20 protein-coding genes are annotated in these 21,367 nt (G+C 65.3%); 13 read left to right on the top strand and 7 right to left on the bottom strand.

Features of this window, described 5'->3' with window-relative positions; all coding sequences use genetic code 11:
* Positions 1-156: 156 nt before the first annotated feature.
* The 3 genes from J8I82_RS11585 to J8I82_RS11575 all read right to left on the bottom strand — a co-directional run bounded on the left by J8I82_RS11585 (position 157) and on the right by J8I82_RS11575 (position 2,471).
* Positions 157-1,041 carry a DMT family transporter gene (locus J8I82_RS11585; RefSeq protein ID WP_209757442.1) on the bottom strand — a complete coding sequence of 295 codons (885 nt, stop codon included), beginning with the start codon at positions 1,039-1,041 and terminating at the stop codon, positions 157-159.
* Positions 1,042-1,097: 56 nt separating this feature from the next.
* Positions 1,098-2,006 carry a 2-hydroxy-3-oxopropionate reductase gene (locus J8I82_RS11580; RefSeq protein WP_245179641.1) on the bottom strand — a complete coding sequence of 303 codons (909 nt, stop codon included), beginning with the start codon at positions 2,004-2,006 and terminating at the stop codon, positions 1,098-1,100.
* A gap of 171 nt (positions 2,007-2,177) precedes the next feature.
* On the bottom strand, positions 2,178-2,471 hold the full coding sequence (locus J8I82_RS11575) for a CppA family protein (protein WP_209757439.1): 294 nt from the start codon (positions 2,469-2,471) through the stop codon (positions 2,178-2,180).
* A gap of 275 nt (positions 2,472-2,746) precedes the next feature.
* Between J8I82_RS11575 and J8I82_RS11570 the strand changes: the two genes are divergently transcribed.
* Positions 2,747-3,049, top strand: a complete 303-nt coding sequence (locus J8I82_RS11570) for a hypothetical protein (protein WP_209757438.1) — start codon at positions 2,747-2,749, stop codon at positions 3,047-3,049.
* A 57-nt stretch (positions 3,050-3,106) separates the two neighbouring features.
* Here the strand turns inward: J8I82_RS11570 and J8I82_RS11565 are convergent, their stop codons facing one another.
* Together J8I82_RS11565 and J8I82_RS11560 are read right to left on the bottom strand one after the other, a co-directional pair.
* Complete coding sequence (locus J8I82_RS11565; protein WP_209757437.1) at positions 3,107-3,799, bottom strand: aspartate/glutamate racemase family protein; 693 nt, start codon at positions 3,797-3,799, stop codon at positions 3,107-3,109.
* Positions 3,800-3,918: 119 nt separating this feature from the next.
* On the bottom strand, positions 3,919-4,638 hold the full coding sequence (locus J8I82_RS11560) for a GntR family transcriptional regulator (protein WP_209757436.1): 720 nt from the start codon (positions 4,636-4,638) through the stop codon (positions 3,919-3,921).
* Positions 4,639-4,820: 182 nt separating this feature from the next.
* Here J8I82_RS11560 and J8I82_RS11555 point away from each other — a divergent pair, with 182 nt between their 5' ends.
* The 5 genes from J8I82_RS11555 to J8I82_RS11535 all read left to right on the top strand — a co-directional run bounded on the left by J8I82_RS11555 (position 4,821) and on the right by J8I82_RS11535 (position 11,504).
* Positions 4,821-6,041, top strand: a complete 1,221-nt coding sequence (locus J8I82_RS11555; RefSeq protein ID WP_209757435.1) for a pyridoxal-phosphate-dependent aminotransferase family protein — start codon at positions 4,821-4,823, stop codon at positions 6,039-6,041.
* 119 nt (positions 6,042-6,160) lie between these two features.
* Positions 6,161-7,465 carry an MFS transporter gene (locus tag J8I82_RS11550; protein ID WP_209757434.1) on the top strand — a complete coding sequence of 435 codons (1,305 nt, stop codon included), beginning with the start codon at positions 6,161-6,163 and terminating at the stop codon, positions 7,463-7,465.
* Between the two features lie 94 nt (positions 7,466-7,559).
* Positions 7,560-9,083: an amidase family protein gene (locus J8I82_RS11545; protein WP_209757433.1), complete on the top strand. Its 1,524-nt coding sequence runs from the start codon at positions 7,560-7,562 to the stop codon at positions 9,081-9,083.
* A gap of 114 nt (positions 9,084-9,197) precedes the next feature.
* A complete protein-coding gene (locus J8I82_RS11540; RefSeq protein ID WP_209757431.1) occupies positions 9,198-10,646 on the top strand; it encodes an MFS transporter in 1,449 nt (482 codons plus the stop codon).
* Between the two features lie 93 nt (positions 10,647-10,739).
* Positions 10,740-11,504, top strand: coding sequence for a fumarylacetoacetate hydrolase family protein (locus J8I82_RS11535; protein ID WP_209757429.1), 765 nt, complete (start codon positions 10,740-10,742; stop codon positions 11,502-11,504).
* Positions 11,505-11,829: 325 nt separating this feature from the next.
* On the opposite strand, the gene J8I82_RS11530 is transcribed toward J8I82_RS11535, so the two are convergent.
* Complete coding sequence (locus tag J8I82_RS11530) at positions 11,830-12,516, bottom strand: GntR family transcriptional regulator (RefSeq protein ID WP_209757420.1); 687 nt, start codon at positions 12,514-12,516, stop codon at positions 11,830-11,832.
* Positions 12,517-12,590: 74 nt separating this feature from the next.
* On the opposite strand from J8I82_RS11530, the gene J8I82_RS11525 reads away from it, so the two are divergent.
* The 4 genes from J8I82_RS11525 to J8I82_RS11510 all read left to right on the top strand — a co-directional run bounded on the left by J8I82_RS11525 (position 12,591) and on the right by J8I82_RS11510 (position 18,551).
* Positions 12,591-13,361: an SDR family NAD(P)-dependent oxidoreductase gene (locus tag J8I82_RS11525; RefSeq protein ID WP_209757418.1), complete on the top strand. Its 771-nt coding sequence runs from the start codon at positions 12,591-12,593 to the stop codon at positions 13,359-13,361.
* Between the two features lie 13 nt (positions 13,362-13,374).
* Entirely contained in the window at positions 13,375-14,568 is a 1,194-nt protein-coding gene (locus J8I82_RS11520) for an acyl-CoA dehydrogenase family protein (RefSeq protein WP_209757416.1), read from the top strand.
* A 411-nt stretch (positions 14,569-14,979) separates the two neighbouring features.
* Positions 14,980-15,630 carry a response regulator gene (locus J8I82_RS11515; protein ID WP_209757414.1) on the top strand — a complete coding sequence of 217 codons (651 nt, stop codon included), beginning with the start codon at positions 14,980-14,982 and terminating at the stop codon, positions 15,628-15,630.
* Complete coding sequence (locus J8I82_RS11510) at positions 15,630-18,551, top strand: ATP-binding protein (protein ID WP_209757412.1); 2,922 nt, start codon at positions 15,630-15,632, stop codon at positions 18,549-18,551. Before J8I82_RS11515 ends, J8I82_RS11510 begins: the two co-directional genes overlap by 1 nt.
* A gap of 20 nt (positions 18,552-18,571) precedes the next feature.
* Here J8I82_RS11510 and J8I82_RS11505 read toward each other — a convergent pair whose 3' ends face one another.
* Positions 18,572-19,018 carry a hypothetical protein gene (locus J8I82_RS11505; protein WP_209757410.1) on the bottom strand — a complete coding sequence of 149 codons (447 nt, stop codon included), beginning with the start codon at positions 19,016-19,018 and terminating at the stop codon, positions 18,572-18,574.
* A gap of 266 nt (positions 19,019-19,284) precedes the next feature.
* On the opposite strand from J8I82_RS11505, the gene J8I82_RS11500 reads away from it, so the two are divergent.
* From J8I82_RS11500 to J8I82_RS11490, 3 genes are read left to right on the top strand one after another with little or no spacing between them, the layout of a single operon-like run.
* Positions 19,285-19,614, top strand: a complete 330-nt coding sequence (locus tag J8I82_RS11500) for a hypothetical protein (protein WP_209757407.1) — start codon at positions 19,285-19,287, stop codon at positions 19,612-19,614.
* A 54-nt stretch (positions 19,615-19,668) separates the two neighbouring features.
* A complete protein-coding gene (locus tag J8I82_RS11495; RefSeq protein WP_209757405.1) occupies positions 19,669-20,163 on the top strand; it encodes a DUF3302 domain-containing protein in 495 nt (164 codons plus the stop codon).
* Entirely contained in the window at positions 20,164-21,342 is a 1,179-nt protein-coding gene (locus J8I82_RS11490; RefSeq protein WP_209757403.1) for an HlyD family secretion protein, read from the top strand.
* Positions 21,343-21,367: the final 25 nt, after the last annotated feature.

The raw sequence follows: 21,367 nt of genomic DNA, 5'->3' as shown, positions 1-21,367 counted from the left end.
TCCTGTCCCGCAAATAGCTCGCCCTGAAATCGCCCAGTTGTCCGCCATGCGTCGTTGCTCGTCGTTGCCATAGCTACGGCTCTGGCGCCTCCTCGCGCCTAGCCTGACGGCCAACTGGACGATTTCAGCTTGGCAAGCTGGTTCCGGGACAGGTCACTAGCGCAGCACCTGTGCTCCGCGGGCCTTGCCGGCAATCACCAGCGCGATGCCGCCGAGCACGGCCACCGCGCTGACGGCGAGCCGCAGCGTCAGCGTTTCATCCAGCAGCACGATGCCGCCTGCCGCGGCGATGATCGGCACGCTCAGCTGTACCGTTGCGGCGGTGGCCGCGCGCAGGCGCGGCACCACCGCGTACCAGACCACGTAGCCAAGCCCGGACGTCACCGCGCCGGACAGCAGCGCGTACACCAGGCCGGCCCGGTCCAGCGAACGCTGCGCGTGCATCACCGCGGCCAGCGCCAGTGCCAGCGGCACCGCGCGCAGGAAATTGCCGGCCGTGGTCGTTACCGGATCGGCATTGCGCCGCCCGTGCAGCGAATAGATACCCCAGGCGACGCCAGCCGCGATCATCAGCAGCGACGACAACAGCGGCGGCGTGGCCAGTCCCGGCAGCAACAGCCACACCAGCCCCGCGAGCGCGAGCGCCAGGCCGATCCACTGCTGCATGCGCAGCGACTCGCCGGCCGCCAGCCCATAGCCCGTCATGGTGGCCTGCACGGCAGCGAACAGCAGCAGCGCGCCGGTGCCGGCGCCCAGGCGCAGGTACGCGAACGAAAACGCCGCGGCATAGCAGAACAGCGCCAGCGCGGAGACCCAGTTGCCGGCCAGCGGCGGGAACCATGCCCCCGTGTCCGCTCGCAGCAGGCGGTGCTGCACCACCACGATGATCCACAGCACCGCAGCCGCCGCGGCGACGCGCGCCAGCGTAAAGCTGCCCGCATCGATGGTGGTGCCTTCCAGCGCCATCCGGCATAGCAGGGAATTGCCGGCAAAAGCCAGCATGGCCAGTGTGGTCAGCACGACGGTGTTCGCACTCGGCATGCGGGCCAGGGGTGTATGTACGCTCGACATAGCGACCGGGGTATCGCGGCCGGGGTTCAGGCTGCCGGCGGCGTGTCGCCGATGGCGAACGACGACAGGTGCTCGATGGCCCGCACCAGCGCGGAATGGTCCCAGCCGCTTCCGCCAAGGCCGCCGCAGACATTGAACAGCTGCTGGCACGACGCAGTGTTCGGCAGGCCCACGCCCAGCTGGCGCGCGGTGGACAGCGCCAGTTCCAGGTCCTTCTGGTGCAAGGCGATGCGGAAGCCCGGATCGAAGGTCCGCTTGATCATGCGTTCGCCATGGACCTCCAGGATGCGCGAACTGGCAAAGCCGCCCATCAGTGCCTCGCGCACACGCGCGGGATCGGCGCCGGCGCGCGCGGCCAGCACCAGTGCCTCGCCGACGGCCTCGATGGTCAGGGCCACGATCACCTGGTTGGCCACCTTGGCCACCTGGCCCGCGCCAACTTCGCCCACGCGCACGATGTTCTTGCCCATCAGCTGCAGCAGGGGCAGCACGCGTTCGAACACTTCCTGTTTGCCGCCGGCCATGATCGACAGCGTGCCGGCCCTGGCGCCAACTTCGCCGCCGGACACCGGCGCATCGACATAGTCCACGCCGAGCGCCTCGATGCAGCGCGCGAACTCGCGCGTGGCGATCGGCGAGATCGAACTCATGTCGATCACCGTGACGCCGCCCGCGGTCTCGGCAAGGCCGTCAGCGACGCCTTCCTTGCCGAACAGCACTTGCTCTACGTCCGGGGTGTCGGGCAGCATCAGGATGATGGTGTCCGACTGCCGCGCCAGTTCCTCGGCGCTGCTGCAGGCCTGCACCCCCGCATCCAGCAGGTCCTGCGGCACGCCGCTGCGGGTATGGGCGAACACGGTATGTCCGCCGTCGACGATGTGCTGCGCCATGGGCTTGCCCATCACGCCAAGCCCGATAAAGCCGATCTTGCTCATGACAGTGTCCGGTGGTTGCGTGGAGCGCCGCGCATGGGCGGCCGCATCTCTGATCATAGTCAGTCGCACGCCGGCAAGGCTGCGGATAGGTGCGATGGCCGGACCAAAGAATAAGCCCCGCGCCAGTGCTGGCAGCGGGGCTGGTCGCGTGCTGCGCCGGCGCCGCAGGGCTCAGCGGATCGTGGCGTCCTTCGCCGAATCGCCCGGGCCCCGGCCCAGGATCTCGCGGATGCGGACCAGGTACTGGTCGCCCACGGTCCGGTGCATGCGCGTGGCCTCGGCGGCGAACTGGCGCCGGCTTGGCGGGCGGATGCCCAGGCTGCGGCAGACTGTCGACAGATAGGGCTTGCGCTCGCGGCCCAGGCGCAGCGCCACGGTCTGCAGCGCGGCATCGCCGATGCGCCCGCGCAGCCAGGCCAGCACCTGGCGGTCGTAGTCGTTTTGCACGCGGATCAGGTGTTCCATGGCCAGACTCCCACTGTTCATCCATACAGGTACTGTAAATATATACAGTATTCCGGTGGATGCAAGAAAAGTCTGCGCACCATGGGCGCCGCTTCGGCGGCCGCCATCTTCGCACCCAGGTGGAGGAGCGGCGAATACGCCGTTACTCCCCTTGGTGCCAGGGAGGCCGATCCTCTAGGATGGATACGCCGGCCGAGCGACCGACAAGGCAGGGAGCGCCTGATAGCGCTGTCACATGCCAGGTGACGGTTACGAAGCTCCAGGAGGTAATGGCTATGTCCGCCACAAGGATTGAGATGTGCGACCAGGATGGCGACGGGGTATTGACCATTCGAGATGACGGCGCCGAGTTTTCAGGCGTCGCGCTGGAGCTTACTAATCTCTTCGGTGAAGACGTGGTCGCGGATCTTGACAAGCACCAGTTGCTCAACTGGTGCGAGATGGTCGCAGCCCACCTTCGCAACCAAGGCGTTACGCCAGGCGAGTCCGCTCCTGAGGGCTGCGCCAACAAGACCAGTCAAAGCCGGACAAAAGAGCAGCCTGGCGTCGAGGAACTCTTGCAGACGGCGGCATCCTGATCCTGACGCACGCGAGACGGCCTGCTGGCCGACGGCCGCGCAATAGTGCCAGCTGATTCAGCGTCCGGGCGTGGCGAAGCTGCCGTAGCTCGCCTTGCGCGGTCTCAATCTTGCGAGCGCTTCTGCCTGTACGGCCGCACAAGCGATGCCGTCCAGAACCGGCACGTCTGCCTGCGCGGCAATCGCCGGCACATAGCCGCACAAGGCAGCCGCCACGGTGACGACCACGTCCGCGCCGTCGTCCCGGCTGAGTGACGTCACGGCATCGAGCATCATTGCGCAAACCTCTTGCGCAAGTCCGGCGCCATATGGGGCTGCCGTTTCGATGCCGCGGATGCCTGCCACGCGCCCGGCATAGCCGTATGACGTCGCCAGTTCTCCGTACAACGGCGTCAAGGCACGGCCGACGGTCAACAGTCCGATCCTGCCGCCGAGCATGCCTGCCGTCGCCAGGGCCGCTTCGGTCGTTCCGACGACGGGCACTTCAAGCATCTGCCGCAGTGCGTCTAGGGCAGTGTCCATCGAAACCCCCAGAATCACGGCCTCGACATCGGCATCCAGCGTCCTGGCCATGTTCAGCAAGCCATCGATGGCAGCGGCATTGTCCACGCGCGACCGTATGACCGTGGGACCTGCCGCGTTGGTCAGGCCGAAGATCTCGCACGTGTCGCCGGTGGCCCGCCTTGCTTCTGCAAGCATGCGGTCGGTGATGTGCTGGCTGGAGTTGGGATTCAGGAGGGCGATACGCATGGAGCTGGACTTGTCAGTCGCCATCGAAGATGCCGGCAATTTCAATGCTGTGTCTGAGGAGGATGAGGGCACGCGCGCCGCCAGACAACGGTGCGGTGCCTGAGCTTCGCCCTGGCGCTCTAGGCCTGTGGCATGCCGCTGGCTGCGCCCGCCTGGATCAGCAGCACGGCATCGCGCTTGTCGAGCAGGTGCTGGCGCAGGATTGCGGCGAGTCGCTGGCCATCGCGGGCTTCAAGGGCCACCAGCATCTCTTCGTGGTCATGGATGGCGCTGTCCCATTTCGGCTTTTGGTGGTTTGAGCGGAAGCGCAGTGCCTGCAGCTTCCGGTTCACGGACAGATAGGTCTGGCGCAGTGCCGTATTACGTGCCGCAAGGTTGATGCGGTCATGGATCTGGTGATTCAGGCTGTAGTAGCCGGGCAGGTCTTCGTTTGCCCTGCACGCCAGCATTGCATAGTGAAGCGCCTTGATTTCCGCCAGCTCGACAGCGGTGATGCGCGCGCAGGCCAGCTCGCCGGACAAGGCTTCCAACCCGCTCATCAGTTCGAAGGTATCCAGTATTTCGTCCGTCGACAGCCGGGATACGGTCGCGCCGCGGTTGGGAGAGATATCGATCAGCCCTTCGGCGGCAAGCACCTTCAGCGCCTCTCTCAGCGGCGTGCGCGAGATGCCGAGGGTCTCGCACAACTCCCGTTCATTGAGCTTGCGGCCCGGCTCCAGCACCCCCTCGACGATAAATGTCCGCAGGTGCGCCACCACGGTGTCATGAAGGCGCTGGCGTTCGAGCCTGGGGAGGACCGGCGCTGGTGATTCCGGACCAAGGGCGTCTTCTTTTGGCATTCAAAATTCCTTGCATGCGTTTGCATGCGATTCTACCAGACGCTTCATCGGAACTCAAAAATCAGCGTAAACCCTTGTAATAAAGCCATATTTGCGGGGTAAACACTACCTGGTACAGCCCGCTTTTCACGAATTTCCTCTGATAAAGTATTTTGCATTCAAAACTCAATCGGAGGAGTCAAATGCTCAATCTCAACTTTCACCCCGCTGGCCGTCACTTCCTGCAGATCCCTGGACCGAGCCCGGTGCCCGATCGCATCCTGCGCGCCATCAGCTACCCGACCATCGATCATCGGGGGCCGGAATTCGGCGCGCTGGGCCTGAAGGTGCTGGATGGCATCAAGAAAATCTTCAAGACCGAGCATCCGGTAGTGATCTATCCCGCTTCGGGTACCGGGGCCTGGGAAGCGGCGTTGTCGAACACCCTGAGCTCCGGCGATACGGTGTTGATGTTCGAGACCGGCCACTTCGCCACGCTGTGGAAGAAGATGGCAGAGAACCTCGGCATCCGGCCCGAGTTCCTTGGCATGCCAGGCGTGGAAGGCTGGCGCCATGGGGTGCAGGCCGACATGATCGAAGCCCGGCTGCGCGCCGATACCGCGCATGCGATCAGGGCCGTGTGCGTGGTTCACAACGAAACCTCAACCGGCGTGACGTCGGATATCGGCGCCGTGCGCCGCGCCATCGACGCGGCCGGACATCCCGCACTGCTGCTGGTCGACACCATCTCGGGGCTCGCGTCCGCCGACTACCGCCATGACGAGTGGGGCGTGGACGTGACCGTGTCAGGCTCGCAGAAAGGCCTGATGCTGCCGCCGGGCATCAGCTTCAATGCGGTGTCGCCCAAGGCCATCGAAGCGTCTCGCCAGGCCCGGCTGCCGCGCAGCTTCTGGGGCTGGGAAGAGATCATCGAGATGAACCGCACCGGATACTGGCCCTATACGCCCAGTACTAACCTGCTCTATGGCCTGTCCGAAGCGCTCGACATGATCCTGGAAGAAGGGCTCGACAACGTCTTTGCGCGTCACCAGCGCCTGGCCGAAGCCTGCCGCCGCGCAGTCAAGGCCTGGGGCCTGCAGATCCAGTGTGCGGACCCCGCCGTCTACAGCCCGGTGCTGACTGGCGTGATGATGCCTGACGGCATCGACGCCGACGTGGTGCGCAGGAACATCTACGAGCGCTTCAACATGTCGCTCGGCGCCGGCCTGGGCAAGGTCAAGGGCCGCATGTTCCGCATCGGCCATCTGGGCGACTGCAACGACCTGACGCTGATGGCGACACTGGCCGGCTGCGAAATGGGCCTGAAGATCTCTGGCGTGCCGATTGCCGCAAGCGGCACGGTTGCCGCCATGGACTACCTCGCCGCGCATACCACGCCGCTGTCGCTCAAGGCCGCTGCCTGACACAGCCACTTCCATCCCGGGCCGGAGGGGCGCATCGCTTGTGCAGCGCCTCCCGCCCGACTGATCGCAACGGATCAGCGCAGCACTGCCGTACCTGACAAAAAAACAGAGGAGACGCTGTGGATACAACCCTGCAGGCAGGAGCAAGGATCAGGTCGTTCGAGGACGCGACCTATCGCAAGGTGAGCTGGCGACTGGTGCCATTCCTGATGGTCTGCTTCCTGATCGCTTATCTCGATCGTGTCAACGTAGGTTTTGCCAAGCTCCAGATGTCGCAGCAGCTGGGCTTCAGCGAAACCGTCTACGGCCTGGGCGCCGGTATTTTCTTTATCGGCTACTTCCTGTTCGAGGTGCCAAGCAACCTGGCCCTGCACAAGTTCGGCGCCAAGGTATGGATCGGGCGGATCATGATCACGTGGGGGATCCTCTCCGCGTGTTTCGCGTTCGTGCAGACGCCGGCCCAGTTCTACACGCTTCGATTCCTGCTGGGGCTGGCCGAAGCGGGCTTCACGCCAGGCATCGTGTACTACCTGTCCTGCTGGTACCCCTCGCACCGGCGTGCCAAGATCATGGCCATCTACTGCATGGGGTCGCCGCTGTCAGGCATCATCGGCAACCCGCTCTCCGGCTACCTGATGGGAAGCATGGCAGGCGTGGCCGGCTGGGGCGGCTGGCAATGGATGTTCATCGTCGAGGCGGTGCCGGCGGTGTTGCTGGGGTGCTTCTGCTTCTACTACCTGGACAACTCCATTGCCAAGGCCAGATGGCTGACCGGCGAGGAGAAGCAGGTCCTTGAGCTGGCCAAGACGGAGGACGTCAAGGCGGCGGACCCGCAGGCACGCGTCGGCAGGGTTTTCACCGATCCGCGCGTCTGGCTGATCAGCCTGATCTGCTTCTGCTATGTCACGGGGCAGTATGGCATCACGCTCTGGTTGCCCACGTTCATCAAGTCCACCGGGGTCAGCGACCCGTTCCATATCGGCCTGCTGAGCGCGATTCCCTATATGGCGGCGATCGTCTCGATGTACTTTTTCGGGCGCAGTGCCGATAAGCATCGCGAGCGCCGCTGGCACCTGATCATCCCGTGCATGATGGGTGCGATCGGCTTCCTGGCCTTGCCCTGGGTGATGCACAACACCGCGCTGTCGCTGGTGTTCCTGTCGATCGCGGCAGCCGGCATCCTGACCTGCACGCCGCTGTTCTGGTCCCTGCCGACTGCTTTCCTCAGTGGCGCGGCGGCCGCCACGGCCATCGCCATGAGCAACTCGATCGGCAACCTTGCCGGCTTTACCAGCGGTTACATGATCGGCTACCTGCGCGACGTGACCCAGAGCGGCAACAGTGCTTACTTCATGATCGCCGGGATGCTGATGCTGGGTGCCTTCTGCATCTGGACGATACCCGCCCGGCTGGTCAACCGATAGCCAGGCAAAGCGGGGCGCGCGCACCGTGCCGCGGCCCCGTCGATCCATCCTTTCGCCAACCTTTTCGCGCCCTTGCCGGCGCAGGGATCCCCTCATGACAAACTCGTATGAACCGGTGCCGGACGAGCCGGGCCGGCACGCGCCGTTCAGCGTGGTGGAAGCCACTGTGGCCGATGTACATGCCGCGATGCGCGACGGGAGGCTGACGGCGCGCCAGCTGACCAGCGCATGCCTGGACCGCATCGCGGCCTTTGACCAAACCGGTCCCGCCCTGCGCAGCATCCTGCAACTCAACCCGGACGCGCTGGGCGAGGCCGGACGCATCGATGCCCAGGCTGGGCGCAATCCCTCGCAGCTGGCGCCGCTGCATGGCATCCCGGTGCTGGTCAAGGACAACATCGAGTGCGCCGGCATGGCAACCACTGCCGGTGCCGCCTGCCTGCGCGATAACCTCTCCACCGAAGATGCCTTTGTCATCCGCCGCCTGCGCGAGGCGGGCGCGATCGTGCTGGCCAAGACCAACCTGCACGAGCTGGCCTCCGGTGGCGAGACCGTCAGCACCTTGTCCGGCCAGACCCTGAACCCCTATGACCTGACACGCACGCCCGGCGGCTCCAGCGGGGGGACCGGCGCCGGCATTGCCGCCAGCTTCGGCGTGCTGGGCATCGGCACCGACGGCGTCAATTCGATTCGCTCGCCGGCCTCGGCAAATGGCCTGGTCGGCCTGCGTCCGACCATGGGGCTGATCAGCAGGACGGGGCTGGTCCCGTGCGGCCTGACGCAGGACACCATTGGCCCGATCACCCGCACCGTTGCCGACACGGCGCGGCTGCTCGATGTCATTGCCGGTCATGATCCAGCCGACCCCGTCACCAGCGAGGGTGCGCCCCACATGCCGGCGAGCTATGCCGCCAGCCTTGACCGCGACGGACTCAAGGGCGCCCGGATCGGCATATTGCGCCATTTCTTTGGCGACCAGGAGGTGCACCGTCCTGTCAACGCAGTCATGCAGGCGTCGCTGGGCATTATCGCCACCCAGGGTGGCGAGCTTGTCGCGATTGAAGACGCCATCAGCCCGGACGAGTTGCTGGCGACCACGCTTGTGCACCACTACGAGATGGAGCGCGATCTCGATGCTTACCTGACGCGCATTTCGACCCGCCTGCCGGTGGGTTCCATGAAGGACATCATCGCCGCGGGCAATGTCCATCCGAGCGTGGCGGGAACGCTGAATACCGCTGCCGCGCTAAGCGGGCGGGAAGGGGAGTACCGCCTGCGATTGCAGCGCCAGCAGGCGTTGCGGGAGAGGCTGCTGGACCTGATGGCACGTCATCGGCTTGACGCCCTGGTGTTCCCCCACCAGCGTCGCCTGGTCGTGCCGGTTGGCGAGGCGCAGGCAGAGCGCAATGGAGTGCTCGCATCGGCCACCGGCTTTCCGGCCATTGTCATCCCGGCCGGGTTTTCGCCGCCGGACCACCATGCACCGCAGGGGGTGCCGGTCGGGCTGGAATTCTTCGGCCGCCCCTACTCGGAGCCCGTGCTGATACGGCTCGCCTATGCCGCGGAGCAGGCCTTGCGCGCCCGCCGGCCGCCGCAATCGACACCCGCGCTGGAATAGCGGCACGCGCCGGAACGAAGTTTTATCGATGCTCTGCAAACGCCAGCCAGACATGGCGGCGACAAGGTCGTGGACACACCGCGACGACTACCTCGATACGAGGAGGAGACAAAGATGGGCGCAGAAACCGTAGTTCAATCGCCGAATTCCCCACAGCAGCACGAACTCGACCGGGCCATGGACGGCATCGGCGTAACGGCCTCGCACAAGAAGATCATTTTCCTGATCATGCTGGGGGTGATGTTCGACGTGTTCGAACAGAACGCCGTCGGCCTGATCGGCCCGATGTTGCGAGAGCAGTGGGGAATCTCGGTCGCCGAAATCGGCTTCCTGAATACGCTGACCTTCAGTGCGGCCGCGCTCGGGCGCATCGGCTCGGGCTACATCGCGGACCGCTATGGCAGGCGCACGATGCTGAGCGCCAACCTGCTTCTGTTCACGCTGGGCGCCATCATCTGCGCGCTGGCACCGAACTATGGCGTGCTGGCGGCGGGCCGCTTTATTGTCGGCATCGGCCTGGGCGGCGAGATCTCCATTGCCGTGACCATGCTGGCCGAATTGTGTTCGACGCGATTCCGCGGCACCGCGGTGGGCATGGTCAGCGTAGGCAGCGGCGGCCTGGGCAATATGCTCGCACCGGCCTTCGGCCTGGCCGTATTCGCGATGTTCCCGGGACCGGATAGCTGGCGCTGGCTGTTTGCGTGCCTGGTCCTGCCGGCATTCTTCGTCGTGTTCTACCGGCGATTTATCCCCGAGACGCCGCGTTTCCTGCTGTCCAAGGGGCGCGTGGATGAGGCTAACCGCGTGCTGTCAGTGCTGGCATCCGGCCGCCTGGGCAAGCTCCGCGGGGAGCCGACATCCTATATCAAGGCCGCGATTCACGATGATGCCCCGCGCACCAGGGTGGGCCTGAGCGATATCTTCAAGGGCCGGCTGGGACGCCGCACGATCGCACTGGGCATCGCGGTATCGATGACCTACGGCGCGCAGATCTCGGTGCTGACCCTGATGCCAACCATCCTGATGTCGCAGGGCTACACCATCTCGAAGAGCTTTCTCTTTACGATGGTGATGCAAAGCGGCAGTCTGTTCGGGGCGCTGGCGGCGTCATACTGTGGCTATCATTTTCCGCGCAAGCGTGTGCTGACGCTCGGCGCTGGGCTGGCCTGCGCGGCCGGGCTGTGCTTCGGCTTCCTGACGTATAACGTAGCGCTGGTGCTGCTGTTCGGCGCTGCCTTTACGTTCTGCGTGGTGTTGCTGAACACTTCGATCTGGATCTTCGCGCCGGAGCAGTATCCGACCCACGTGCGTGCGTTCGGCACTTCGCTGATCCTGGCCCTGGGTACGCTGGCGGGAGCGCTGACGCCGCTTGTCAGTGGCCGCGTGTTTGAAAGCTACGGCGTTGGCGGCATGTTCAGCATGCTCGCTGCGATGTACGCCGTGTTCGCGCTGAGCGTGCAATTCGCGCCGGAGACGTTCGGGCGTGCGATGGGAGAAACCGCTGCCGACGATGAGGCCGACACGGCAGTCGGCGAGAGTGCAGCCAGTGCAAGCAGGTTGTAAGGGCAGCGGTCCGCTCCCCCGGTGTGCGTTGCGTGCACACGGGGGGCGGCTGTTCGTCCCATATTTGTCATTCTTATCGAGAACCTCAAAGGCATGAATTCATCAAACATTGACCGGGTTGCACAGGCGCTGCTCATCGCGCGACGCGAGGGCCGTTGCGCCGACGCGGAGCATTTCGCCACCGCGCTGGATAACGCAGGCCAGGCCTATGCCGTTCAGGCGATCGTGGCGCGATCGCTGGGCTGGGAAGATGGCCGCACCGCGTACTGGAAATCCGGAGGCGCTTCGCGTGACGCCACGCTGACGCACGCGCGGCTCCCGTCGGCCGGTGTCTGGGCCAGCCCGGCGCGGTCCGGCAAATGGCATTTCACATGGCGCGGCATCGAGGCCGAGATTGCGCTGCGGCTGGGACACAGTGTCGATGCGGCGCAAGCGGCCAGTCTTGACCACGCCGGCGCGGCGGCACTGGTTGACGCAATGGCGGTGTCGATTGAAGTCGTCGATTCGCGCTGGCAGCAAGGTCTCGCGGCGCCGGCACTGCTGAAGCTGGCCGACCTGCAGTCGCATGGCGCACTCGTGCTCGGAGCGTGGCAAGCCTATGCAGACCGGGACTGGGCAACACAGCGTTGCCGGGTAATGATCGGCACCGAAGCAATCGAGCGCCGCGGCACCCATTCAATGGGCGATCCCGCTCACGGGCTGCTGGCCTGGCTGCGCCATGCCACACGAGAGGGGCGGCGTGCGGAGGCCGGGACGGTCGTCACCACCGGCACCTGGGTCGGCATCCTTCCCGCGTCGGAGGGTGACCTCGTGACTGCCGAGTTCGAGGGCATTGGGCATGCATCGGTCCAGCTCTGATCGGCCTATGCGCGCGGACGCCCGCCTTGCGGGGTGAGCTTCGTGTAATTCGGGCGCAGATGCAGGAGTCGGCAGGCAGGTTCGACACGGTCTTTGTCTTCTACCCACTGGGCGCGAAGCCCAGGAAAGCGACGGGCGTCACGGCCAGCGGCCCGGCCGATCCGCAGGTCCTGGAAGTCATGGAGGCAGTTCAGGCGCGCATGTTCGCCAAGTTTGAGAGTGCGCAAAAACCTGGGTAGACGGAACGCCAACTCTGGCTGGCACCGCTGCGTGGCGAATAGATTCCACGCCAATCGAGGAGCAGCGCGCCCGTCTGATAGCCCGGCTACGCTGAAAGTTCGGCCAGTATCGCCTGCCGCACGTTCCTGACATGCGCCACCCCGGTGGCCTCGGCCTCGTCCGGCTCGCCTGCCAGCACGGCCGTCGCGATGCGCCGGTAGTCCGCCAGCCGCATCTGCTGGAGCGACGCGAGCCGATGCTGGGCGTGGACGATCGGCATCTGAATGGTGGGAAACAAGCGATTCAGCTCGCGGTTGCCGCCCATTTCCAGCAATGTCCGGTAGAACTGCCGTCTCGCCCCCGCAAATGCCGCGGTATCGTGCGCCTTTTCCGCGGCGCCCAGCTGCTGAACCGTGGCGCGCAAGGCCTGGGCATGGGTGCGATCGGTGCAACCACGGGTTGCCGCGCGTGCCAGCAGTCCTGTCATGCGTTCCGCCACGTCTAGGACATCCAGGGTGTCCTGCAAGGTCAGCCGTCGAATGACCGCGCCGCGATGGCGGGGTAATTCCACGATGCCCTCGGCGGCAAGCCGCTGCAAGGCTTCCCGCACGGAATTGCGGCCAACGCCGAATTGCGTAACCAGATCGGTTTCGACCAGCCGCTGCCCCGGCACGAAGCTGCCGAGTTCCAGCCCGCCAATGATGCCGAAAAAGACGGTGGCGGAGGCGCTTCGGTCAGGCTCGCCGGTGCCGGCGGCGGGGGAAGAAGGGGGGAGGGATGTCGCAGGCGTCACGTGGGTATTCTAACAGCAAGCTGTCGGACGTTGACATGGGATGAAATCATCCTACAATCTGATCCTCAAATCCAATGGATCGGGAGACAACCGTGCAGGACACATTGCTGGATCTTCGGGGCAAGCGCGCGCTGGTGACAGGCGCGTCGGGCGGATTGGGCGCGCATTGTGCGCAAGTCCTGGCATCCCGCGGTGCCGAGGTGGTGCTTGCGGCCCGGCGCATTGATGCGCTGAAAGCCGTCGCGGAAAAGATCGGAACGGATGCCCGTCCGCAGTGCGTGGCGCTCGATGTCACCGACGGCGCGTCGCGCGCGGCACTCGTACGCGACATCGAGCCCGTTGACATCCTGATCAACAATGCCGGGCTGGTGCGCGAGGGCGCCGCGCTCGGGCACTCAGAGGACGATTGGGATGTGGTGATGGACACCAATCTCAAGGGCATGTTCTTTCTCGCGCAGGCGCTGGTCCCCGGCATGCGCGAACGAGGCGGCGGCAGCGTCGTCAATATCGCCTCGATCCTGGGACTGCGACAGGCGGGAGGCGTATTGTCCTATGCTGTTTCCAAGGCCGGCGTAGTCCAGCTCACCAAGACGCTGGCACTGGAATGGGCGCGCTACGGCATTCGCGTGAATGCCCTCGCGCCAGGTTATATCGACACCGACATCAACCGGGACTTCTGGCAGACCGATGCCGGCAAGGCGCTGATCCTGCGCATCCCTCAGCGCCGGCTCGGGCAACAGGCGGACCTCGACGGGCCGTTGCTGTTGCTGGCCTCGGATGCGTCCCGATACATGACGGGCACCGTGATCGCCGTCGACGGCGGTCACCTGGTCAATACGCTGTAAGGAGACCTGCATCTTGTTCACCGACTACCCTACCGAAAGAAGCCGCAGCATCGGCGAGCGCGTCGAGCGCTTTGTCCGCGACGTTGTCGTGCCCTATGAGCGTGACCCGCGTTGCGAATCCCATGGCCCGACGCCGGAACTGGTCGCCGAACTGCGTGACAAGGCGCGCGCCGCCGGCGTCATGACGCCGCATATCCTCCCGGACGGTTCTCACCTGAGCCAGCGCGAGACCGCCGCCGTGCTGATGCGCTCGGGCTTGTCACCGCTCGGCCCGGTCGCCGTGAATACGATGGCGCCCGACGAAGGCAACATGTTCCTGCTGGGGAAGGTGGCCACCACGGCGCAGCAGCAACGATTCCTGTCACCGCTGGTCCGCGGCGAGGCGCGTTCCGCGTTCTTCATGACCGAGCCCGCGGAGGACGGCGGCGCCGGCTCGGACCCGTCGATGCTCCAGACCACGGCGCAGAGGGACGGCGACGAATGGGTGATTCGCGGCCGCAAGAAATTCATCACCGGAGCGGAAGGCGCTGCCGTGGGTATCGTGATGGCCCGCACGGGAGATGGCGAACGCGCCCAGGCCACGATGTTTCTTGTCGATCTGCCACACCCCGCCATACGCATCGAGCGCCTGATCGACACCATCGACAGTTCCATGCCAGGCGGACATGCGCTGGTCGTGATCGATGACCTGCGCGTGCCCCACGACCAGGTGCTGGGCGAGGTGAACGAGGGCTTCCGCTATGCGCAGGTTCGCCTGTCGCCGGCGCGGCTTTCGCATTGCATGCGCTGGTTCGGTGGCGCTGCGCGGGCGGACGAGATCGCGCGCGCGTATGCCACCACACGCAAGGCCTTCGGCAAGCTGCTGATCGACCATGAAGGCGTTGGCTTCATGCTGGCCGATAACCTGATCGACCTGCAACAGGCCGCCCTGATGATCGACTGGTGTGCGGGCGTGCTCGACGGCGGTTCGTCCGGGACCGCGGAAAGCTCGATGGCCAAGGTGGCCGTCTCGGAAGCGCTGTTCCGTGTGGCGGATCGTTGCGTGCAGATCCTGGGGGGAACGGGCGTGTCACGCGACACCATCGTCGAGCAGATTTTCCGGGAAGTACGAGGGTTCCGGATTTACGACGGCCCGACCGAAGTCCACAAATGGTCGCTGGCCAGGAAGATCAAGCGCGACACCCTGGATGCGTCGCAAACCGGCTGAGCGCTTGCGCCGGCGGTACCGTGCCTAACACGGGGCCGCCCGCGCGGGCTGTTGATGTAACGGGCCACCCGCGGATTACAAATGGCATCAAGGCGTGCGCGGGCACTGAAAACACGGTTTTGCGGATGTCGTTGACGCTCTGCGTCTTCGCCAACCGGTTGAGAGGCCGCTCCCTGTGCGGGGCGTGGGACAATCAGCCAAGTAACTGTCCCGATTTGCCAAATGGACGTGTGGGCCGGTTGGTACAATCGCGAGCCCTATGCAGCCCGGTCTGGCTGGTCGCGCCATCCCGGTTCATACATTGCGCCGCCGGATAACGAAGACCTTCGCTTCAAGGCGCACCATCCATTGCCGGCTGCGGAAGCAGATACCCTCCCGGCGCCGGTCCGGGATGTGGAGAATTGAACCCGCATGCCACCACGTACCATCTCCGCCGTGATCGCGGACGATCACCCGGTGATTCAACTCGCCGTCAAGACCACCCTGAGCGAAATTCCGAATGTCCAGGTTTCCGCAACATGTTCTTCCGGAAAGGAGCTTCTGGCTGCGCTGGAGGCGCACCAGCCGGATCTCATTGTTACGGATTTCACAATGGGACATTCCGAAGAGAGCGATGACGGACTTCGCCTGATCCGGCGCCTCAAGGAGGCCAGCCCCGGTACGCCGATTGTGGTCTTCACGATGCTGACCAACGGCGGTCTGCTCACGCGCCTCCAGGAGACAGGTATCGCCGGCATCGTGGGAAAGAATGAGGACCCACGTATCCTGCGGCAGCTCTGCATGGATGCGATCTCCGGCCAGGGCCTGCGCCTGTCGCCGGGGGTAGCGGCCAGGATGTCGAGCGCCGGCGCGCCGGCCGGCGCAAGCGCCAGCGCGCTGTCTCCGAAGGAGATCGAAGTCGTGCGGATGTTTGCCGCGGGAAGCACCGTCACCGAAATTGCCGGATACCTTCACCGCACGCTGGCAACCGTGGCGACACAGAAGCGCTCGGCCATGCGCAAGCTGAACATCACCAGCAACGCGGACCTCGTCGCGTACGCGCGCGACAACGGCCTGGCCTGATGCAGGGCACGTACGAGCCTGCGCCCGACCTCCGCACCGTTGAACAGAACCTGAAGCGGGAACGCCGGGTCTTCTCGATGGTGATTGGGTTGCTGGGGCTGCTCGCTGTCGCAATCGCCTGCACGGGCGCACTGGTCCGGCTCAATGGCTCGCTGCGCGGCCAGGAGCAGGTGGCCCGCCTGTATGAGCAGGGTGTGGTCGATGCCGTGCTCGAACGCCGCAGCACACTGGCCGCGAGCAACCTGATCCTGGAACTGCGTGCCAATGGCACGCTTCCGCTCTCACCGGACAGTCGGGGCGGCCTCTGCACGCAGGTTTTTCCGTCCGCGCCGGCCGACGACGTTCTGCACCAGAGCTGCGACCAGTCGGTCCGCACGCTGATTGCCGCCAGCCAGAGGCCGTCGATCGAAATGATCTCGATCGCCAGCGGTGCGACGTATCGCTATGAATCGCCCGATGCGTCGGGAACAGGGGTGCGTCCGATGCCGCCGCCGATGCCGCCCGGGCTCATCACCGGGATGATCCTGGAGCGCTTCCGCAGCCGCGATATCGACGTGCTGCAGGCCGCGCGGGAAAAGCGCGTCGAATGGCTGGGCGTCCCGGGCAGTGCGGCCGGCTCCGTACCGGAGATGGTTGGCGCATCGCTGGTGGCGAAGGGCGACAAGCTCTACGCGGTCGTGCTGACGCGCATCCCGCTGTACGGACTGCTGCAGCCTGCCGGGCCAAACCTGTCGATCCCCGAGCCGATCGTGTTCGACAGGCTTGGCACTCCGCTGGTCGCGGCCGGCGCACGGGCCAACGCGCAGCGCCTGGATGCCAGGCTGGAAGCGCGGCAGGATGGCATGTTCCACTGGGTCCCGGACTATGGCTGGGCACTGCGCCGCCCGCCACTCGTGGCGGATTTCGGGCACCTCATCTTTGCGCTTCCAATCGGGCATCAGGGCCGGGTGATGATGGAGGATCTGATTGTCATCGGCGCAATCACCGCCGTGCTGCTTGCACTGCTGTTCGCGATGTACCGCTACTGGAACTATCGCTTCCTGACCGGCACCTATGCGGAAGCGGCGCGTGCGCAGCGGCTCCTGCACGAAGCCCGGCTCGCGACCGAAGCGGCCGCCAGGGCCCGGGTGGAATTCTTCGCGTCGATGAGCCACGAGATACGCACGCCGCTTGCCTCGCTGCTGGGGAACATGGAGCTCGTCGCGATGGGCCCTCTGGAGCCGGAGCAGCGGATGAGGGTGGAGGCGATGCAGGTGTCCGCCGATGGGCTGCTGCAGATCGTCAACGAGGTGCTCGATTTCTCCCGGATCGACGTGGGCGCATTGAGCATCGAGGAGCAGCCTGTATCCGTCAAGGAGCTTCTCGGCCGCATCGCGATCGCCCATGCCCCGCTTGCCGCGCAGCGCAGCCTGAGCTTCCATGCAGTGTACGGCAGCGGGATCCCCTCGCAGCTCGAGCTCGATCCGGTGCGCCTGACCCAGATCGTCAACAACCTGCTTGGCAACGCGTTCAAGTTCACCCAGGCGGGAAAGATCGTCCTGCGCGCGCAATGGGTCGAAGGGAATCTTGAGATTGTCATTGCCGATACCGGCATCGGCATACCGGATGAATACCAGGACCGGCTCTTCCAGCCGTTCTCCCAGGTCGCCGACAATCGGATTGCCCAGGCGCGCGGCACCGGGCTGGGCCTGTCGATCTGCATGCGGCTGGTGGAACGGATGGGCGGCAGCATCATGCTGGACAGCACCCTGGGCGTGGGCACGCGCGTCACGGTTTGTCTGCCACTGGGCGTGCCCGATGCGGCGCCGTCGCCGGTGCGCCCGGTCTTGCCGCGAAACCGGACGCTGGTGCTGTCGCTCGATGCCGAGTGCATCGAGGGATTGCTGGAGCATTTCGACTGGGGCGCGTGCGAGCCATCGGCGCGCTCAAGCCTGGACGAGCCCGTGGACGGAGACAGCTTTGACTGCCTGCTGGTGACCGAGGCATTTGATCCCGGGCACGTCCTGGCCTGGTGGCCGAAGCCGGCCTCGGTCGTCTGGCTGAAGCAGCTGGGGCCGCTGGTTGCCGCCATCCGGCCGGATGGCGGTCGCGAGGTTTCCAGCTACAGCCTTGCCGGCATCCATGCGGCAGCGCTGGCGGTCATCACCGGGGCACAGCCACCGAAGCGGAGCGAGGAAGCCCCTGTCGGGCAACCCGCATCGCCGCTTGCGGGCCACGCCGTGCTGATTGCCGAGGACAACGTGCTGAACCGGAACCTGCTGCGCGACCAGCTTCGTGCGCTGGGCGCGAGCGTCATCGTCGCGGGCAATGGCAGCGAGGCGATGGCGGCGCTGACGGGGCATCGCGTGAACGCGGTCCTGACCGATATCGACATGCCGGTCATGAACGGCTTCGGTCTGCTCCGGGAGATGAAGCACGCCGGCATCGACGTCCCCATCTATGCCGTGAGCGCAAGCGCGCGGCCCGAGGATGTCGCCGAGGGGCGGGCGAGGGGATTCACGGGCTACCTGACCAAGCCGGTGTCTCTCGCCGAGCTGGCGTCGGTACTTGCAGGCCGCGAGGGTGGCGCGGGCCATGAGGATGTGGAGCGGACAGCCCCATCGCCCGGTGACGAGTATTTCCCCGAGTTGCCGCAGATTCCCGCCGCGTATGCCGAAGCCTTCCTCGCCCAGACCGGAGCGGATCTCGATGAGTACGACGCGATCCGGTCCGGACGGAACGTGCGCAGGCTGGCGCAACTGCTGCACCGCATCGCAGGCAGCCTGGCGGTCGTCGGTCCGTCGGAACTGGCCGAGCTGTGCGAAGACCTGCGCGAGTACGCCGCGGATGCGGATGGCTGGGACGACGAGATCGAAACCCAGTCAGCGTATATCGCGCGGAGTCTCAGGCAGTTGTGCGGGCGCATGTCGGTGGCGTCCTGACGTCCTGCCGGCGCGAAACACTACAGCACAGCGCAGGCTTGCGCGGTGGCGACAACGGTCAGGCTCGCTCGCGCGTCATTGCGCAACAGCACGCACAGGTAGCCGCCCGCCATGTCCTCGGGGCGGGGGTCTTCGTGCCACAGCGGCGGCAACGGCACCGTGGAGGTGTGCTTCCCGCCGACACTTGCATCGTTCCAGGTGATTGAGATCGGTCCCTCGGGCTTCGTGCCGAGGAAGCAGTATGAAGGCGTGGATTGCGATTGCCGCAACGCACCTCCGGTTTCGCAATTGCCGGCGCGCACCGCCAGCACATCGTGATCGCTGCGATTGACGGCGACGATTTTCGTCCAGGGCCACGGTTCCTGGAACGGACTCATGGTTTCGGCGGTTGGAATTGCACACCCGGACAGGGCGCTTGCGGCGGCGACGGCAACGAGGCTGGCGGCGAACGGGAAAGCAAGATTCATGGGGCTCTGCGGATCGGGCAAGCCTGGACTGCACCCGAGCGATGTACGACGGCGCACAGCTTAGGCCGCTCGCGCCGTGAGCGCTATCCAAGGAATTCGAAAAGCGCCGCCGTACCGGGAGCGGATCGATGCCGCGTTCCCGCACTTTCCAAGTTCTTTGATAGCCGGGACTGACGCGTTGCCATAACGTGTCCGCTTCATCGGATGTGCGGCAATGCCAAACGCACGTCGATGACATCCGAATCCATTCGAAGGAACCTGCAGACATGACAAACAACTGCCGCCCGGCCCTCCGGGCCTTTGGCGCTGCGCTGCTGATCGCGGGTGCTGGCCAGGCGTATGCGCAGCACACACGCGGACTGGAGTCACAAGGGACGCGAGAGCAGCCGGACGCGTGCGCGGGAGCCGCCCTTGCCTCGAAGCCCGCCGGCTGCCACGCTGCCGGCGACACCGTCAGCAGCAAGTACAACCTTCTGTACGCCGACGATGTGTCAGCGGACGAAGGCGAAGTCAAAGCAGCATCCCACCGGTCAGCAGGACGCGCGCGCGGCGACGCCTACCAGGGCGGCTCGCGCAACGAACCAACCGGCTCCTGACCGGGGCGGTGCATTGTGCAACCGAGCGCCAACGCTCCCTCTCAAGACAATTCGATGAAACTGCGCCCCTATCTGCTGGCAGGCATCGGCCTGCTCGCATCGAGCGAACCTGCTTTCGCTTCCGTACTCAGTGGCAAGGCCCTGGAGACCGCGGCCAATGCCATTTCCTGGGTGGTTCTGGTCTTCGTTCCGGTGGCAGGCGGCTACCTGTTCTGGATGCTCCATATCTGGCCAGAGAAGATCGCGCATCGCAAGCGGCATCCGCAGAAGGAAGCCATCCATTCACTATGCCTGCTGTCGCTCTTCTTCGGTGGGATGCTGTGGCCTCTGGCCTGGCTCTGGGCTCACACCAAGCCCGTGTTCTACCGTGCCGCGTACGGCACGGACAAGGCGCCAGACGACGATGACGCTCCCGACCACGGCAAGGGCCCTTTGACGCAGGGAGCGGGACATGAAGCCTCCTGCAGGCCGGGGAGCATCGTCACCCGGCAGCCTTCCGCGGCGATGGACGTCGCCGGCGCCATGCACGGCGGAAAGGAGCGGATCTGAATGGATGCACTGCTGCTCGGTCTTTACGCGCTGGCGGTCTGGCTGATCTTCTTCAAGTTCAAGTGGCTGCCGTGGAACACGACGTCGATGGTCATCGTATTCACGATTCCCGTGGTTGCGATAACGCTGCTGATCCTGACGCTCAACGTGGTGGCTCCGTCGACCCATGACGTACGGGTGGTCGGCAAGGTCCTGCAGGCCGTGCCACAGGTCCGCGGCCGCATCGTCGAGCTGCCGGCCGAAGGCAACCGGCGCTACAGCAAGGGCGAAGTCCTGCTGCGGATCGATCCGACGCCCTATCAGGCCGCGGTCAGGCAACTCGAAGTCAGGCTGGGGGCCGACGATGCCGCGCTGGCCGAAGCCGAGTCATCGGCGCGCCAGCTCAGCGAATCGGTTCGCGGCGCCGCTGGACGGGTCGGCACGGTGCAGGCCAGGCTGTCGCTTGCCCGCCAGCGCGTCAAGGAGCATGAAGCGTTGCTCGCGGCAGGGGCCGGGTCGAAGTTCGATCGGGAAGACGCGCTGGCCCGCCAGCGTGAACTGGAAGGCGAACTGGTCAGTGCGCAGGCCGCCGAGGATGAGGCCCGGCAGAAGTTGTCGGCCAAAAGCCAGGGGGAGTTTGCTGTCATTGCCACGGCGCGCGCGAAGCGGGCGGAAACCGAAGTCATGCTCGAGAACGCCCGCTGGGAACTTGAGCAGACCGTCTACCGGGCGCCCTCCGATGGCACGGTCGTGAACCTGCAGGTACGGGTGGGCACCATGCTCGTGCCGTTCCCCTTCTCGCCGGCGTTCAGCTTTGTCGAGGACCAGCAGGAAGTCATTGCCCTTTACCGGCAGAACGAGCTTTACAACGTCAGGGAAGGCGACCTCGCCGAGATCTATCTGCCTACGAGCCCGGGCGAGATCATCAAGGCGAAAGTCAACTCGATCGTCTGGGCGCAATCGCAAGGCCAGATAGCGCAGGGCGGCATGATTCCGAACACCGGCGCCACCGATGCGGTGCCGAACCGCTTCGCGGTGAAGTTCGACCTGCGCGACGAATCCCGCGGGCGGATGCTGCCGGTCGGGGCAATCGGGGCGGGGGCGATCTATACGAAGCATATGGAAGTGTTCCACATCATTCGCATGGTCTTCCTGCGCGTCAGTTCCAAGCTGAACTACCTGGTGTTCAAGCTTCACTAGGTTCGCCGGATCCGGGGTTCGACAG

Source organism: Cupriavidus consociatus (assembly GCF_017814975.1).
Classification (GTDB): Bacteria; Pseudomonadota; Gammaproteobacteria; order Burkholderiales; family Burkholderiaceae; genus Cupriavidus; species Cupriavidus consociatus.
Note: the sequence above shows the minus strand (reverse complement) of the source record. Positions and strands in the feature narration are given on the sequence as shown.

Excerpts from the sequence above, each read along its gene's own strand:
- J8I82_RS11560 (WP_209757436.1), bottom strand. The coding sequence starts at position 4,638 with ATGCCAAAAGAAGACGCCCTTGGTCCGGAATCACCAGCGCCGGTCCTC.
- J8I82_RS11495 (WP_209757405.1), top strand. The coding sequence starts at position 19,669 with ATGAAACTGCGCCCCTATCTGCTGGCAGGCATCGGCCTGCTCGCATCG.
- J8I82_RS11500 (WP_209757407.1), top strand. The coding sequence starts at position 19,285 with ATGACAAACAACTGCCGCCCGGCCCTCCGGGCCTTTGGCGCTGCGCTG.
- J8I82_RS11575 (WP_209757439.1), bottom strand. The coding sequence starts at position 2,471 with ATGGAACACCTGATCCGCGTGCAAAACGACTACGACCGCCAGGTGCTG.
- J8I82_RS11535 (WP_209757429.1), top strand. The coding sequence starts at position 10,740 with ATGAATTCATCAAACATTGACCGGGTTGCACAGGCGCTGCTCATCGCG.
- J8I82_RS11565 (WP_209757437.1), bottom strand. The coding sequence starts at position 3,799 with ATGCGTATCGCCCTCCTGAATCCCAACTCCAGCCAGCACATCACCGAC.
- J8I82_RS11525 (WP_209757418.1), top strand. The coding sequence starts at position 12,591 with ATGGATCGGGAGACAACCGTGCAGGACACATTGCTGGATCTTCGGGGC.
- J8I82_RS11570 (WP_209757438.1), top strand. The coding sequence starts at position 2,747 with ATGTCCGCCACAAGGATTGAGATGTGCGACCAGGATGGCGACGGGGTA.
- J8I82_RS11515 (WP_209757414.1), top strand. The coding sequence starts at position 14,980 with ATGCCACCACGTACCATCTCCGCCGTGATCGCGGACGATCACCCGGTG.
- J8I82_RS11505 (WP_209757410.1), bottom strand. The coding sequence starts at position 19,018 with ATGAATCTTGCTTTCCCGTTCGCCGCCAGCCTCGTTGCCGTCGCCGCC.
- J8I82_RS11585 (WP_209757442.1), bottom strand. The coding sequence starts at position 1,041 with ATGCCGAGTGCGAACACCGTCGTGCTGACCACACTGGCCATGCTGGCT.
- J8I82_RS11580 (WP_245179641.1), bottom strand. The coding sequence starts at position 2,006 with ATGAGCAAGATCGGCTTTATCGGGCTTGGCGTGATGGGCAAGCCCATG.
- J8I82_RS11490 (WP_209757403.1), top strand. The coding sequence starts at position 20,164 with ATGGATGCACTGCTGCTCGGTCTTTACGCGCTGGCGGTCTGGCTGATC.
- J8I82_RS11555 (WP_209757435.1), top strand. The coding sequence starts at position 4,821 with ATGCTCAATCTCAACTTTCACCCCGCTGGCCGTCACTTCCTGCAGATC.
- J8I82_RS11540 (WP_209757431.1), top strand. The coding sequence starts at position 9,198 with ATGGGCGCAGAAACCGTAGTTCAATCGCCGAATTCCCCACAGCAGCAC.
- J8I82_RS11545 (WP_209757433.1), top strand. The coding sequence starts at position 7,560 with ATGACAAACTCGTATGAACCGGTGCCGGACGAGCCGGGCCGGCACGCG.
- J8I82_RS11510 (WP_209757412.1), top strand. The coding sequence starts at position 15,630 with ATGCAGGGCACGTACGAGCCTGCGCCCGACCTCCGCACCGTTGAACAG.